The sequence below is a fragment of the Streptomyces sp. NPDC002574 genome (genome assembly GCF_042889545.1).
Taxonomy (GTDB): Bacteria; Actinomycetota; Actinomycetes; order Streptomycetales; family Streptomycetaceae; genus Actinacidiphila.
The window spans coordinates 517,398-532,654 of record NZ_JBIARB010000006.1; the positions used below are offsets into that span (position 1 = coordinate 517,398).

Genomic DNA, 15,257 nt, shown 5'->3' on the forward strand with positions numbered 1-15,257 from the left:
CGGAGAGACCCGATCGCGCCTCGCATCCGTATCTGTAGTTGGAACACCCACGGTGGGAAGACCCCCTCAGACGGAAGACTGCCGGATGCCCGAGAATGAGCACATCAATTTCTCCGCGCTCGCGAACCATGCCCGGCGGATGCAGGGCACGGTGGCCGAGGCACAGCTGGACCTGCGGAACATCGAGGCCACGGGCCACAGTACGGACGGCATGGTCACCGCGACCGTCTCGTCCGAGAGCCGGGTCGTGGACCTGCGCATCGACCCGTCGGTGATCGACCCCGACAACCCGGAACGGCTGGTCCGGCTCCTCATCGAGGCCATCGACGACGCGCACGACACCGTCACCGAGCAGCGCGTCGAGGTCATGTCGGGCATCACCGGCGGCCTGCAGGACATCCTGACCGGGCTGAACGGCGAGAAGAACCAGAAGCGGCCCGCCGTCGCACCGCGCTTCCCCGAGCGCCGTTCCCGCCGATGACCGCGCCCGTGAAGGAGACCCCGAGCGCCGAGGAGCTCTGATGTCCCGGATCATCTTCCACCGGCCCGCCAGGGTCGTGCCGCCCGCGTTGCCCACCGACCCGGTGGTGCTCTCCACGCCGCCGCAGCCGGTCGGCAAGGACAGCAACGCCAGCTGGCTGATGCTGCTGATGCCGTTGCTGTCCAGCATCAGCATGGCCGCCTATCTGATGTCCGGCGGCCGGCGGATGCTGGTCCTGCTGGGCATCGCCTTCGTCGTCCTGTCCATCGGCGTCACCGTCGCCGTGCGGATGCAGATGCGCGGGCAGGCCCGCAAGCAGAAGATGCGCGCCCGCGACCGCTACCTGGACCACCTGGTCGAGGTGCGGCGGACCGCCCGCCAGGTGGCGGAGAGCCAGCGCGCCGTCGCGGCCTGGCAGTTCCCGTCACCGCGCCGGCTGTCGGCGATCGCGGCGCAGCGGCGCCGGGTGTGGGAACGCCGCGTCACCGACGCCGACTTCCTCAAGGTGTCCGTCGGAGCGGGCAACGCGCCGTTGTCGACGCCCATCCGCATGGCCACCCGCAACGATCCGACGGTGGAGTACGACCCCCGTGCCAAGGCGGCGGCGGACCGGCTGGTCGAGTCGATGTCCGTGGTCGGCAACCAGCCCGCCGTGCTCGACCTGGCCAAGGCCGGTGTGGTCAGCGTGCTCGGGCCGTCGAAGGCGGCACGCGAGGTCGTCCGCGCCCTGCTCTGCCAGATCGCGGTGCTGCACGCGCCGGACGACGTGGGCATCGCCATCGCGACCGGGGGTGAGGACTGGAACTGGGCCAAGTGGCTGCCGCACACCCACGAACCGGACGCCACCGGGGAAGCGGGCGTCGTACCCCTGGTCGCCGAGGACTTCGAGGGCATCGCCGATCATCTCCAGCAGGTCCTGGAGGCCGCCGCCCAGCAGCCGTCCCGCCGGCTGAACCTGACCGACCGGGACGCCCCGGACACCCGGCGCCGCCTGGTCGTCGTGCTGGACCGCTACCTTCCGCGGGCGGCCTGGGCCCGTTCACCGCTCGCCGCCGAACTCCTCGCGGCGGCCGGCCCGCAGAGCGCGATCACCGTGATCTGCCTGGTGGAACAGGAGAACGACGAGCCGACCCGCGCCGACGTACGGGTGCGCCTGGACGCGCGGGGCATCGTCTCCCTGGAGGGCCGCCGCGCCGACACGCGCTCGCCGGTCGACACGGCCGTCGCGGCGCGCGCCGAACCTCCGCTGTGCGAGGCCATCGCACGGGCGCTGGCCCCGCTGCGGCTGTCCGCGGAGGGCGAGGAGATCCTCGCCCAGACCATGTCGCTGCCCAGCATGCTGGGCATCTCGGAACTGGAGAGCTTCAGCCCCGAGTCGCTGTGGGTCGGCGCGGAGGACGAGGAGGTGCTGCGCATGCCGATCGGCTTCGACAGCACCGGCCGGCAACTCGTCCTGGACCTGAAGGAGTCGGCGCAGGGCGGCATGGGCCCGCACGGGCTGGTCGTCGGCGCCACCGGCTCGGGCAAGAGCGAACTGCTGCGCACCCTGGTCACCGGACTGACCATGACGCACTCTCCGGAACTCCTCAGCCTGGTCCTGGTCGACTTCAAGGGCGGCGCCACCTTCGCCGGCGTCACCGAACTGCCGCACGTGGCCGGTCTGATCACCAACCTGGTGGACGAGGTCGCCCTGGTCGACCGGGTCAAGGACGCCCTGGTCGGCGAACAGCAGCGGCGGCAGAAGCTGCTCCGTGACGCCGGCAACATCGACAACGTCCGCGACTACCAGCTGCGCCGCGCCGCCGGGGGCACCGGGCCGGACGGCCGTCCGCTGGAGCCGCTGCCGTATCTGCTGGTCATCGTCGACGAGTTCGGTGAACTGCTGGCCACCCGACCCGACTTCATCGAGCTCTTCGTCCAGATCGGCCGGGTCGGCCGCTCCCTGGGCGTCCATCTGCTGCTCGCCACCCAGCGTCTGGAGGAGGGGCGGCTGCGCGGCCTGGAGGCCAACCTCTCCTACCGGATCTGCCTGCGCACCTTCTCGGCGGCGGAGTCCCGTGTCGTCATCGGCAGCCCGGACGCCTACCGGCTGCCGCCGATCCCCGGTTCCGCCTACCTCAAGGTCGCCGACACCGTCCTCGAACGCTTTCGCGTCGCCCACGTCTCCGGGCCCCATCTGTCGGACGAGCAGCGGGCACTCGCCGCCGGACCGCCGCCCACCGAACCGGTGCCCTTCGCCCTGCGGCTGCCGCCGGATCCCGACGCGGACCCGGAGGAGGAGCGCGAGCAGCGGGTGCGTCCCCTGCCCGCCGGGCCGAGCGAGATGCAGGTGATCGTGGAACGGCTGGGCACGGCAGGCCAGTCGGCCCACCAGGTGTGGCTGCCCCCGCTGCCCTCCGCGCTGGCCCTGGACGACCTCACCGGCCCGGTCGCGGTCCGGCCCGAGCGCGGCATGACCGCCGACTGGTGGCTGGACAAGGGCCGGCTGCGCACCCCGATCGGCGTCCTGGACGTACCGCTCCAGCAGCTCCAGCAGCCGCTGGTGCCCGACTTCGCCAAGGCGGGCCACCTCGCCGTGGTCGGTGCCCCGCAGGCCGGCAAGAGCACGTTCCTGCGCACCCTGATGCTGTCGACGATGCTCACCCACACCCCGGCCGAGGCGCAGTTCCTCTGCCTCGACTTCGGAGGCGGTTCCCTTCAGCCCTTCGAACGCGCCCCGCACGTCAGCGGGGTGGCCGGCCGGCACGACCTCAACCGCGCCCGGCGCACGCTGGCCGAGGTGCTCCAGCTGATCGCCGAGCGGGAGCGGGTCTTCCGCCACCTCGGCATCGACTCCGCCGCCGAGCTGCGCCGGATGCGCAACAGCGACCGGCTGCCGCAGGGCATGCGCGCCGCCGACGTCTTCCTGGTGATCGACAACTGGGGCGCGGTCCGCGGTGAGATGGAAGGCGTGGACGCCACCGTCCTGGACATCGCCAACCGCGGTCTCGGCGTCGCCGTCCACCTGGTGATCGCCGCCAACCGCTGGGCCGACCTCCGCACGGCGCTGCGCGACACCATCTCGGCACGGCTGGAGCTGCGGCTCAACGATCCGGGCGACTCGGAGATCAACCGCCGCGCGGCGCGGGCCTTCGGCCTCTCCGTCCCCGGGCGCGGCATGGCGCCGCCCGGCGTCCAGTTCCAGGTGGCACTGCCCCGCCTCGACGGCAGGGACAGCGCCGACGGCCTCGCGGAAGCCCAGGACGAGGCGATCGGCAAGATCGCGGCCTCCTGGTCCGGGCCCGTGGCGCCCCCGATCCGGATGCTCCCCGAGCGGCTCACCGCAGCTGCCCTGGCGAGCCGGATCGAGGAGGACGACACGGCCCCGGGTGTGCCGATCGGCATCGCCGAGAGCGATCTCGCCCCGGTGCGCCTGGACCTCACCGACGCCGATCCTCACTTCCTGGTCTTCGGCGACGCCGGTTCCGGCAAGTCCACCTTCCTGCGCGGCTGGATGAAGGGGCTCGCGGCGCGGCGCTCGGCGTTCGAGGCCCGGTTCGTCGTCGTGGACTACCGGCGCACCCTCATGGGGGTCGTGGACGACGAGTACATCGGTGCCTACGCCGGTGACGCCAACTCGGCCCAGGTCTACGTCGACCAGGTGGTCGCCAAGCTGACGGAGCGGCTGCCCCCGCCGAACGTGACCATGGACCAGCTGCGCAAGCGCGACTGGTGGACCGGCCCGGAGTTCTATGTGGTGGTCGACGACTACGACCTGGTCACCAACGGGCGTACGTCGCCGCTGAACCCGCTGCTGGACTTCCTGCCGCAGGCCCGCGAGATCGGCCTGCACATGGTGGTCGCCCGCCGGGTCGCCGGCAGCGCCCGGGGACAGATGTCCGAGCAACTGCTGAACAGGATCAAGGAATTGGGCACCGCGGGCATCGTCCTGTCCGGCGATCCGCGTGAGGGCGTGGTGATCGGCAGCGAGCGCGCCGCCCAGCGCCCGCCCGGCCGCGGAGTCCTCGTCGGCCGCCAGACGCCGCCCACCTTGATCCAGACCGCCATGGACACGTGACGTGCGCCGGGCAGCGAAGCGGAACCGGAGGGGAAACGTTCACTTAGCCGGAACCTCCGTCTCGCGGAGGGTCGCTACGCTGCCCGCATGACGGTGCGATCTGCCGCGGAGTTCGTCGGCCGGGACGCCGAACTCGCCCTGTTGGGCGAGCTGGTGGCCGATGTCGCCGCGGGGCACGGGCGCGCGCTGCTGATCGAGGGCGAGCCCGGGATCGGCAAGTCCGCGCTCGTGTCGGCCGGCCTCTCCACCGCGGACGCGAGCGGTTGCCGGGTGCTGCGCGCGAGGTGCGACGAACTGTCGGAGCGGTTCCCGCTTTCGGCACCGGCGCGGGCACTCGGTGTCGACGAGCGCACCGCCGGCCCACGGCGGGGGGCGGCGGCACAGGCGCAGGCGGCCCCGGCCGCCGGCGACCCGGTGAGCGCGGCGATCGAGCACCTGCTCGGTCTGGTGGACCGGATGTGCGCGTCCGGTCCTGTGGTCCTCGCGGTCGAGGACCTGCACTGGGCCGACGAGGCGAGCCTGCTGCTGTGGGAGCGCCTGTGCCGGGCGACGGGCCGGTTGCCCCTGCTGCTGGTGGCGACCTGCCGCCCGGTGCCGGTACGGCCCGAACTGGACCGGCTGCGCCGTGAACTGCGCGGGGCCGGAGGAGTGGTCGTCAGGCTCGACGGCCTGCCGGCGCCGGACGTGGCGAGGCTGGCGGCCGGGCGGCTGGGCGCCGCACCGGGGCCGCGGCTCGTGGGGCGGCTGGCGTCGGCGGCCGGCAACCCGCTGTACCTGGGGGAGTTGCTGGACGCGCTCGTCCGGTCCGAGGCGGTGCGGACGGAGACGGACGGGGCGGAACTGGCCGCCGACGCTCCGCGGGACGCCGTGCCGTCACCGGCGCGGGTGATCGAGGACCCGCTGGACTTCCTCTCGGCCCAGGCACGCGACCTGTTGCGCACCGCGGCCCTGCTGGGCCCGGACTTCTCGGTCACCGATCTCGCGACGGTGGTGGGACGCCCGCGCGCCGCCCTGGCCGGCGCTGTCGACGAGGCCACGGCCGCGGGGGTGGTGGAACCCGACGGCGTGCGGCTGCGCTTCCGCCATGAACTGGTGCGGAGCTCCCTCTACGAGACGATGCCCTCCGCCTTGCTGGCCGCCCTGCGCCAGCACGCCGCGAAGGCACTGGTCGCCGCCGGGGCGCCGGTGGAGAGCGTGGCCGCTCTGGTGCTGACGGTGCTCGCGGAGACCGAGGGCTGGGAAGCGGGCTGGATCGCGGCCAACGCCGCGGCCCTGGCGGTCCGTGCTCCCGAGAACGCGGCGCGGCTGCTGGAGCACGCCTTGAAGCGGCTCGACAGCACGGATCCGCGCCATGCCGATGTCGAGGACCAGTTCCTCGCCGTCACCCACCTGCTGGGCCGGGACGAGCAGGCGGAGCGCACGGCCCGTGGTGTCCTGGCCCGGGGCGCAGGCCCGGACAGGGCCGGCCGGGCCGTGTGGTTCCTCGGCTCCACCCTGCTGCGCACCGGCCGGGCCGAGGAGGCGTCCACGGTCCTGGCCGACGCCGACACACACACCGACACCCACACCGGGACCGCCGCGCCCCTGTGGCGGGTCCGCAACGCGGCACTGCGGTCGACCGCCCTGGCCGGCCACGGCGGCCGGGCCGGCCGGCAGGAGGCGTGGCGGGCCGCCGAGCGGGCGCAGGCGCAAGGGCAGCGGCTGGGCGATCCGCCGGCCATGGCCCAGGCCCTGTACACGCGCTCGCTGCTGCGCACACATTCCCGCGATTTCACCGGCGCCCTCGCCCTCGCGGACGAGACGCTGTCACTCATCGGCGGGAACGAGGAACTGGCCGACCTGCGGCTGACGGTACTGGGCCTCCGCTTTACCGCCCTCGCCGCACTCGACCGCTTCACCGAAGCGGAAGCGGCCGCACGGGAGGCGCTCACACCGGCCGAGCGGACCGCCGGCCCCCGGAGCGGTGCCCTGGGCACGCTGCGGGCCCACGTCGCCGAACTGGGCTACGTCCTGGGCCGGTGGGACGACGCACTGGCGGAACTCGGACCGGCCGCACGCACACCTGGAGCCGGGCACGCGGTGCGGGCCCTGATCGCCGGGCACCGCGACGACTGGCAGGACGCCTCCCGGTATCTGGCGGAGCTCCGTGACCGCCGTGCCCCGGACGAACGGATGGTCAACTCCGCGACATTCCTGCGGGCGTGGGCCCTGGAGGCCGAGCACGCCGCTCGCCCGGAGCGCGTCGTCGAGGTGCTTGCTGCGTGCCTGACCCCGGATGCCGGGGAGGGAGTGGTCGATCCGACCGCCTGCCTGCCGCTCCTGGTCCGGGCCGCGCAAGAGTGCGGCGACGCGGCCTCGTTGCGGGCCGTCAGCGGGATGCGCGCGGAGCCGGGGACGGCTGAGCGACGGCAACCGGCCCGGCAGGCGGACCTCGGCTGGTGCGCCGGACTACTGGACGGCGAACCGGCGCCGGTGCTGGCCGCCGCGTCGTACTACCGCGATTCCGGACGCCGGCCGGCGCTGGGCAACGCCTTGGAGGACGCGGCCGTCCTGCAGGCGGCCGGCGGTGACCTGGCGACGGCACGCGCCACTCTGGCCGAGGCACTGGAGGTCTACGCGGATCTGGGCGCCGTCTGGGACGCACGGCGGGCCACCGCCCGGCTGCGGCCCTACGGTGTCCGCCCGGGCGTACGGGGTGCGCGGCAGCGTCCGAAGAGCGGCCGGCAGGCGCTGACCGAGGCCGAGCGGCGCGTCGCGGAACTGGTCGGCCAGGGGTTGTCCAACCCTGACATCGCCGGGCGGTTGCTGCTGTCCCGCAGGACGGTGGAGACCCATGTCTCCCACATCCTCACCAAGCTCCAGGCCTCTTCCCGCCACGAGGTCGCCCGGCACGTCCGGCGCGAGGAGGCGTGAGCGCGGGTCCGGCACGGGTCAGTCCCGGGCCAGTGCGCATGCAGGGGCCGGGCGCCTGCCCGGATGCCGCCGGACCGGCCCGGGCAGGGCGGGTCCTCGGCGCGCGGAGGGGTTGCGGAGCCTCGCCCCGTTGCGGTCGCCCAGCGCCTCGCGCAGAGCGCGCAGCGCCTTGTGGGTGCGCGACTTGACGGTGCCCTCCGGAACGTTGAGCACCTCGGCCGCGTGCCGGACCGGCCGGTGCAGAAGGTAGACCTGGGTCAGTACGGCGCGATGGGTCGCGGACAGCCCGGCCAGCGCGGTGCGCAGCACCTGGCGGTCCAGGACCTGTTCCAGCGGTTCCGCCGTCACCGGTATCGACTCCAGCGGGTCGTCCTCCACCTCGGTGGGACGCGACGCGCGGGCGCGCAGCATGTCGATCGCCAGCCTGCGCGACACCGTGAGCAGCCACGGGCGCACCGCCCGCGGGTCGTCGGGCAGGATGTCCAGATGGCGCCAGGCCCGCAGCATGGTCTCCTGGACGAGGTCCTCCGCGGCCTGCCGGTCACCCTGGGTCCACCCGAGCAGACTGTGTATCAGGGAGTTCTTGTTGACCTCGTAGATCATCCGCATCTTCTGCTCCGCGGACCCGGGGGAGCGGGCCGGGAGCGGTGCGGGAGCGAGCGCGGGAGCGAGCGCCTCGTCCGTGGCCGCCTGATCCGTGAGTGCCTCGTGTGCGAATGCCGTGGTCATGAGCTGTTCCCATCCGTCGCCGACCGATGAGACGAGCCTGCGACCTCACGGATACGGAGACATCCGTGAGCCTCACTGAGATGCCGGGGGTCCCGGAGCCCCGTGTGCCGCGTCGGCCTCAGTGAGCCAGGGGGGCGGCTTCCGGGTGGAAGCCTCAGTTTCCCCAGGCGTTACGTGAAAGAGAGGGTGACCTCATACGGAGGCTCTAGGGTCATGGACATGCTCGGGCAACAACTGCATCCCCTGATCGGACGTGACGCGGAGCGAGCCGTCCTTGACCGCCTGGTGGCTGACGTCACCGCAGGTCGCGGTGGGAGCCTGCTGATCGAGGGAGAACCGGGCATCGGCAAGTCGGCGTTGCTGGCGCTCGCGCTGTCCGGCGCCCGGGCGGCCGGCTGCGAGGTGCTGACCGGGCAGTGCGACGAGCTCGGCCAGCGGTTGCCGCTCTCCGTGATGACACGGCTGCTGGAGGTCGAGACGGGCTCGGCCGATCCACGGCGCGCGGAGGCCGCGCTCGCCCTGGAGCAGCCCGAGCAGGCGCCCGGCTGGACGATGCGCCTGCTCGCCGGGGACCCCGTGGTCGCCGCGACGGAGCAACTGCTCGTCCTGGTGGACCGGCTGTGCGCCACGGGCCCCCTGGTGCTGGCGGTGGAGGACCTGCAGTGGGCCGACGAGGCGAGCCTGCTGATGTGGCGCCGGCTCTGCCGGGCCGCGGTCCAGCTGCCGCTCCTGGTCATCGGCACCTGCCGGCCGGTGCCGGGGCGGGCGGACCTGGAGCCGCTGCGGCGTGATCTGCGCTCCCAGGGCGGCCAGTCGATCTCGCTCGGCCAGTTGCCCGAGGCCCACGTCGCGGAGCTGGCGGGGCTGCTGGCGCGGGGAGTCCCCGGCCCGATGCTCACCGAACGGCTGCGCTCCGCGGCGGGCAATCCGCTCTACGTAAGGGAGTTGCTGGACGCCTTGGAGCGCGTCGGCGCGCTGCACTCCGTGGGCGGAAGGGTGGAGTTGACGGCGGCGGGCCAGGACGTGGGGGAGCTCAACGCGCTGGGCGACGTCATCGCGGACCGGCTCGCCGGCCTCACGGCCGACGCCCGCGACGTGCTGCGCACCGCGTCGCTGCTCGGCCCGGAGTTCTCGGTGACGGATCTGGCGGCGGCGGTGGGACGCGGCGCGGGCTCCCTCCTGGCGGTGGTGGAGGAGGCGCTCGGGGCGGGCGTGCTGGAGTCCGTGGGGTCCCGGCTGCGCTTCCGCCACGGTCTGTTGAAGGAGGTGCTGTACGAGGCCATGCCCGAACCCTTGCGTGCGGCGTTCCTCCGGCGCGCGGCGCAGGATCTGATGGCCGCCGGGGCACCGGTGGAGCGGGTGGCCGAACTGATCCTTCCGGTCCTGGGAACGGCTGAGGACTGGGAATGGGAGTGGCTTGCCGACAACGCCGTCCGACTGGGCGTCCGGGCCCCCATCGCCGCCGCCGAACTGCTCGAACACGCGCTGCGGCACGCGCGCCCGGACGATCCGAGGCTCCCCGTGCTCACCGCGCAACTGGCCGCGCTCTACTTCCGCATGGGCCCCTTGGACCGCGCGGAGGAGCTGGCCCGGAGCGTTCTGCGGCACACGTCCGACTACGAACTGATCGGCCGGGTCAGATGGCTGCTCAGCACCATCGGGATGCGGACCGGCCGCTACGAGTACGTGGTCGAGAACTGGCGCGCCGCCACCGCCGACCCACGCCTCGGGCCCGTCTGGCGCGCACGGCTGCTGGCCCTGGTGGCGCTGGCCCGCCACCTCCTGGGGCAGATCGGCCGGGCCCGCCTGGCGATGGCCGAAGCGCTGGCCGAGGGCAGGAGGCTCGGTGATCCGACCGCGGTCGGCTACGCCCTGCACGCCGCTTCCGTCATCCGCAGCTGGCACGGGGACCAGGCCGGAGCGCTGGCCCTGAACGGCGAGGCGCTGGCGGAGATCGGCAACGAACCCGAACTCGTCGACCTGCGCCTGATCCTGCTGGGCAAGCGCGTCACCGAACTGGACGGCGTCGACCGCCTCCAGGAAGCGGAGGAGGCACTGGCCCAGGCGCGTACGCTCGCCGAACGCGTCGGGGCGACGCGGCTGTCGATGACCCTGGTCCAGAGCGCCGAGAGGTACCACGAGCACGGACACTGGGACGACGCGCTGGCGGTGCTGGACGAGGTCACCGACCTCCCGCCGCTCTGGCGGCTGGCCCGCCACGGCCTGCTGGCACTGATCAGCGCCCGCCGCGGCCACTGGCAGGAGGCGGCCGGGCATCTCGACGCCCCCGCCGGCAGGAAGGCCCCGTCGGCGGGGCCCGTGGCCACCGCCTACCTGCTGCTGGCCCGCAGTCTCCTCGCCGAGCGCGCGGGCCGGCTCGGCGAGGCCGTGGAGGTGCTCGCGGAGCTGCTGACCGACACGTACGCGCACGACGTCGGGAACCACCCGGAATGGCTGCCCGCCCTCGTCCGGCTGGCGCTGGCCGCCGACGACCGGCAGACGGCGAGTGCCGCGGCGCTCGCCGCCCGGCAGGAGGTCGACCGCCAGCCGCGGCCGCGCACACGGGCCGCCGCCGACTGGTGCTCCGGGCTGCTCGACCAGGACCCGGCCCTGCTGCTCGCCGCCGTCGACTACCACCGTGCCGCCGACCGGCCGCCGGATCTGGGCAACGCCCTGGAGGACCTCGCGTCGGTCCAGGCGGCGTCCGGAGACCTCGACGCGGCCCGTGCCTCGTTCGGCGAGGCTCTCGCGGTCTGCGCGGATCTGGGCGCCGTCTGGGACGCACGCCGTGCCGCGGCCCGTCTGCACCCTTGGGGCCTGCGCCCGGGAAGCCGCGGACCGAACGTGCGCCCGTCCTCGGGCTGGGAAGCGCTGACCGTGACCGAACGGCGCGTCGCCGACCTGGTCGCCCAGGGTCTGTCGAACCCCGACATCGCCACCCGGCTGCTGCTCTCGCGACGCACCGTGGAGACCCACGTCTCGCACATCCTCACCAAGCTCCAAGTCCGCTCCCGCCGCGAGGTCGGTGCCGCCGCGGAAGCCGGATCCCCGATGCCGTAGCCCGGCGGGTCGCCGAACGCCTCACCGACGACTACGGATACGGGCGGAGAGCGGTTCTCCTCCCGGTGCCGGGACCCGTCGCCGCACCCCGCCGGTCCCCGTTCGGGGACCTGTGATTGTCCCCGTGGCGCGGCCGTACCCTCTCGACCGGCTCACAGTGCGGCCGTGCCGGGCTCCCGGCGCAGGTCCCGTCCTCAGAGGTGGTTGATGATCTCGCATCGGTACGCGCTCGACCGCGAAACGGCTGCGACGGTACGCGCCGGTGAACCCGTCGCGGACGACGCGGAGTCGTACGGTCCGGCCGGCCGGGCCCCGGACGTACCGTTCGGGCGGGAGCCGGCCGATGCCTGAGCGTTCCCGGGTCCTCTTCGTCCCCGGCGCGGCGGCGTGGGGGCCGTACAACGCGCTGCGGGCGATGGCGGAGGTGCTCCGCGACGGCGGCCGGCGGCCCGTGTTCGCGATGGACGGCAGCTTCCGCGGTGTCGCGGCCGGGCACGGCTTCGACGAGGAGGTCTACGACGCGTCGCCCCCGCCTGAGGGCCCGGCCGCCAACGGCCCAGCGGTGTGGGCGAGATGGGTGCGGGAGAACGCGGTGCACTTCCGCGGTTCCACCCTGGAGCAGTTGCGCACGGTGATCCGGCCGCGGTGGGCCGAACTGGCGCGGGCCGCCGAGTACGCCGATCCGCAGTTGCGGGCGATCATCGACAAGGTCCGCCCCGATCTGATCGTCGTGGACAACGTGGGGGCGGACCCCTCCGTCGCGGCGTCCGGCATCCCGTGGGTGCGGTCGGTCTCGGCGAACCCGCTGGAGCTGGCCGATCCGGACCTGCCGCCGGCGTACTCCGGCTACTCGCTGCACGACCGGTCCGGCTGGGACGCCTTCCGCGCCGAGTACGCGGCACTCCACCGCGACCTGCACGCCGAGTTCAACGCCTTCTGCACGAAGCGCGGCGCGCCGCCGCTGGAACCGCTGCGGTTCTCCCACGCATCGCCCTGGCTCAACCTCTACACCTACCCGAGCGCGCTGGACTATCCGCGCCCGGCGGAGTTCGCTCGCCGCTGGCACCGACTCGACACCGTGGTCCGCACCGGTGAGCGGAGGTTCCGGGTCGATGACCACCTGCCGGGCAGCGGACCCGTGATCTACCTGTCCCTCGGATCCCTCGGGTCCCTGGACACCCGGCTGCTGCAGCACCTCGTGGATGTCGTCGCCCGCACCGGCCACCGCACGATCGTCTCGATGGGCCCGTGCCACGACGAGGTGGTCCTCGGCCCGAACATGTACGGCGAACCGTTCCTGCCGCAGCCCGGCGTTCTCCGGGAGTGCGATCTGCTCATCACCCACGGCGGCACCAGCACGCTCAACGAAGGCGTCTCCGCGGGCCTTCCGATGATCGTCCTCCCGCTCTTCCGGGACCAGTACGACAACGCGCAACGCGTCGCCGACCTCGGTTTCGGCGTCCGGATGGACACCTACGGCTTCGACCCCGGCGTGCTGGCCGACACGATCGGGGAACTGCTCGCGGACGACGACCGCAGGCAGCGCCTCGCCGAGGTCCGCGACGGCATCCGGCGCGCGCCGGGCCGCGAGACCGGGGGAGCGCTGATCGCCGGCCTCGCGGAGACGCTTTCCTGCTCGTAAGGAGATTCGCGCATGGCGTGCACCACCGGCCACCGGTCATCGGCCGGAAACGACACGTGTTCAGGCGTGACGGGCAGTAATGCATTCAAGTCACATGTTTTCACCAGCCATCCATGGATTGTCCGCCGGGGGTCCCCCAAGAAGGGGCCGTCCATGTCCAGGATCGGGGACTGTCCAACCGTTCGTATCCCCAACTACCGTCAGATCGCGCAAGGTGGCTCACGCCGGTCGTCTTCGACCCGCCCCGGTGAGCTCTGCGGCCTGTCCTCATCGGCTTTTCCAAGGAGCCCACTGCTGTGAAGAGCAGCCTTCTCATCCCGCCTGCGGTCCGCGCCGACGGTGCGTTCTCCCGACCCCCTGAGGCGTCCCTCACCTGGACCGATCCCGTCACGGGACATCAGGGCTTCCTCGTCATCGACAGACTCGTCAGGGGCCTTTCCAGCGGCGGCCTGCGCATGCGCCAAGGCTGCACTTATGAGGAAGTCAGAGATCTGGCGGCGGGGATGAGTGTGAAGGAGGCGCTCCATTACGACCCCTCGAACCGCTATCTCCCCATGGGCGGCGCGAAGGGCGGCATCGACTGCGATCCGCACAGCGACGAGGCACGCGGCGTCCTTTCCCGCTTTCTGGCCTTCATCCGGCCCTACGTGGACCAGCATTGGGCGACGGGTGACGATCTCGGCACCACCACCGAGCTCATCGAAGAAGTGCTGGGCGAATTGGGAGTGGAGGGCTGTATCGCGCCGGTCGTCCGTACTCTCGACGATCCGGCAGCGGCAAGAAAACGCTTTGCCGAAGCTTTCGCGGTCGATGTCGACGGCATAGCACTGGCCGAACTGGTCGGCGGCTGCGGGGTCGCGGAGGCCGTGCTGACGGTCCTGGACCGGGACGGCGTTCCCCGCCCGTCCGCCACCGCCGCCGTCCAGGGCTTCGGAGCCATGGGCGGGGCCACGGCCCGGTTCCTCGCCGCGGCGGGGATCCGCGTGGTGGCCATCTCGGACGTGCACGGCACGGTGGCCAACCCGCGCGGCCTGGCGGTCGAGGACATGCTGCACCACCGCGGGGCGTTCGGGTCCATCGACCGCGGCCGGCTCGGCCCCGACGACATCCTCCTGGACAGGGACGACTGCCTGTCGTTCCCGACCGACGTACTGGTCCCGGCCGCGACCTCCTACACCATCCACGAGGCGAACCAGGCCCGCGTCGCCGCCCGGTACGTCGTCGAGGCGGCGAACGTTCCCGTGACGGCGGCCGCGGAGCAGGAACTGCGCCGGCGCGGCTGCGTCGTCATCCCCGATGTCGTCGCCAACTCCGGTACCAACGCCTGGTGGTGGTGGACGCTCTTCGGCGATGTCGCCCCCGGCGCGGCTGCCTCCCTGGCCAAGGTGCGCGGATCGCTGCGCGCACTGGTGACGGAGACGCTGGAGTTCGCCGGCGAAGCGGTGTGCACTCCCCGCGAGGCGGCGCGCCACATCGCCGACGCCAGGCGCGAGCTCCTGCTGCACCGGCTGGGCGAGCGATGATCACCGCCGTGCTGGCCACGGTGGCGGCACTGGGCTGGGGGGCGGCGGACTACTGCGGTGCCAGAGCGTCGCGGAACATTCCGGCCCACGTGGTCGTGTTCTTCTCCCAGGTGCTGTCCCTCCCGGTGATCGCCGTCTGGCTGGCGGCGACCGCCACGCACGGGCCGAGCCTTGCGGCCGTCACCTGGGGTCTGGGAGCGGGCGCCTTCGGGCTGTTGGGCCTGGTGCTGCTCTACCGGACACTGGCGTCCGAGGGGATCGTGCTCGTGGCGCCCGTCACGGCGGTGACGGTCGCCGTCGTACCGCTGGTGGTCGGGCTGTTCATCGAGACGGCTCCCGGACTGCTCGCGCTGTGCGGCGTCTGCTGCGCACTGGTCTCGGTCGCGCTGGTGAGCCAGGTCGGCCGGATCAGGCGGGACACCGTCGCGATGCGCACGCTGCTGCTGGCGCTGGCCACGGGCGGGGCGCTCGGCCTCCAACTGGTCTGTCTCTCGCATCCGGGACCGGGCGCCGGCCTGTGGCCGCTGCTCGGCGCCCGTGCCGTCTCGATCCTGTCCGTGGCGCCGCTGGTCCTGCGCGGCCGGCTGCGGGAGACCACCGCACGCATGCCGTGGCTGCTCGTCGTGCTGGCCGGGGCCCTGGACACGGCCGCTTTCGCCTTCTACCTGTTCGCGATGGACCACGGCCTGCTGAGCGTGGTCGGACCGGTCGTGTCGCTGTACCCGGCGGCCACCGTGGCGCTCGCACTGATCGTCGACGGCGAACGTGTGACGGCCCGTCAGGCGCTGGGGCTCTGCCTGGGCGCCGGAGCGCTGCTCCTCGTCGCCGTCTAGGGACACCGGAGCACCGGGC

General features: G+C 73.0%; 8 protein-coding genes. 7 read left to right on the forward strand and 1 reads right to left on the reverse strand.

The window, feature by feature from the left end; all coding sequences use genetic code 11:
• Positions 1 to 85 precede the first annotated feature (85 nt).
• The 3 genes from ACFYXS_RS17345 to ACFYXS_RS17355 all read left to right on the forward strand — a co-directional run bounded on the left by ACFYXS_RS17345 (position 86) and on the right by ACFYXS_RS17355 (position 7,451).
• On the forward strand, positions 86 to 481 hold the full coding sequence (locus tag ACFYXS_RS17345) for a YbaB/EbfC family nucleoid-associated protein (RefSeq protein ID WP_389248809.1): 396 nt from the start codon (positions 86 to 88) through the stop codon (positions 479 to 481).
• A gap of 40 nt (positions 482 to 521) precedes the next feature.
• Positions 522 to 4,538, forward strand: coding sequence for a type VII secretion protein EccCa (eccCa, locus tag ACFYXS_RS17350; protein ID WP_389248811.1), 4,017 nt, complete (start codon positions 522 to 524; stop codon positions 4,536 to 4,538).
• A gap of 87 nt (positions 4,539 to 4,625) precedes the next feature.
• Entirely contained in the window at positions 4,626 to 7,451 is a 2,826-nt protein-coding gene (locus tag ACFYXS_RS17355; RefSeq protein ID WP_389248813.1) for an ATP-binding protein, read from the forward strand.
• Positions 7,452 to 7,469: 18 nt separating this feature from the next.
• Here the strand turns inward: ACFYXS_RS17355 and ACFYXS_RS17360 are convergent, their stop codons facing one another.
• Positions 7,470 to 8,180 (reverse strand): sigma-70 family RNA polymerase sigma factor, encoded by a 711-nt coding sequence (locus ACFYXS_RS17360; RefSeq protein ID WP_389248815.1) that lies wholly within the window; start codon positions 8,178 to 8,180, stop codon positions 7,470 to 7,472.
• A gap of 219 nt (positions 8,181 to 8,399) precedes the next feature.
• Here ACFYXS_RS17360 and ACFYXS_RS17365 point away from each other — a divergent pair, with 219 nt between their 5' ends.
• The 4 genes from ACFYXS_RS17365 to ACFYXS_RS17380 all read left to right on the forward strand — a co-directional run bounded on the left by ACFYXS_RS17365 (position 8,400) and on the right by ACFYXS_RS17380 (position 15,238).
• Positions 8,400 to 11,240 (forward strand): ATP-binding protein, encoded by a 2,841-nt coding sequence (locus ACFYXS_RS17365; protein WP_389248817.1) that lies wholly within the window; start codon positions 8,400 to 8,402, stop codon positions 11,238 to 11,240.
• Between the two features lie 343 nt (positions 11,241 to 11,583).
• Positions 11,584 to 12,882, forward strand: coding sequence for a nucleotide disphospho-sugar-binding domain-containing protein (locus ACFYXS_RS17370; protein ID WP_389248819.1), 1,299 nt, complete (start codon positions 11,584 to 11,586; stop codon positions 12,880 to 12,882).
• Positions 12,883 to 13,178: 296 nt separating this feature from the next.
• Positions 13,179 to 14,405, forward strand: coding sequence for a Glu/Leu/Phe/Val dehydrogenase dimerization domain-containing protein (locus tag ACFYXS_RS17375; RefSeq protein WP_389248821.1), 1,227 nt, complete (start codon positions 13,179 to 13,181; stop codon positions 14,403 to 14,405).
• Positions 14,402 to 15,238 (forward strand): EamA family transporter, encoded by an 837-nt coding sequence (locus ACFYXS_RS17380; protein ID WP_389248823.1) that lies wholly within the window; start codon positions 14,402 to 14,404, stop codon positions 15,236 to 15,238. Before ACFYXS_RS17375 ends, ACFYXS_RS17380 begins: the two co-directional genes overlap by 4 nt.
• The last annotated feature ends 19 nt before the right edge of the window (positions 15,239 to 15,257 follow it).

Excerpts from the sequence above, each read along its gene's own strand:
- ACFYXS_RS17365 (WP_389248817.1), top strand. The coding sequence starts at position 8,400 with ATGCTCGGGCAACAACTGCATCCCCTGATCGGACGTGACGCGGAGCGA.
- eccCa (WP_389248811.1), top strand. The coding sequence starts at position 522 with ATGTCCCGGATCATCTTCCACCGGCCCGCCAGGGTCGTGCCGCCCGCG.
- ACFYXS_RS17360 (WP_389248815.1), bottom strand. The coding sequence starts at position 8,180 with ATGACCACGGCATTCGCACACGAGGCACTCACGGATCAGGCGGCCACG.
- ACFYXS_RS17370 (WP_389248819.1), top strand. The coding sequence starts at position 11,584 with ATGCCTGAGCGTTCCCGGGTCCTCTTCGTCCCCGGCGCGGCGGCGTGG.
- ACFYXS_RS17345 (WP_389248809.1), top strand. The coding sequence starts at position 86 with ATGCCCGAGAATGAGCACATCAATTTCTCCGCGCTCGCGAACCATGCC.
- ACFYXS_RS17355 (WP_389248813.1), top strand. The coding sequence starts at position 4,626 with ATGACGGTGCGATCTGCCGCGGAGTTCGTCGGCCGGGACGCCGAACTC.
- ACFYXS_RS17380 (WP_389248823.1), top strand. The coding sequence starts at position 14,402 with ATGATCACCGCCGTGCTGGCCACGGTGGCGGCACTGGGCTGGGGGGCG.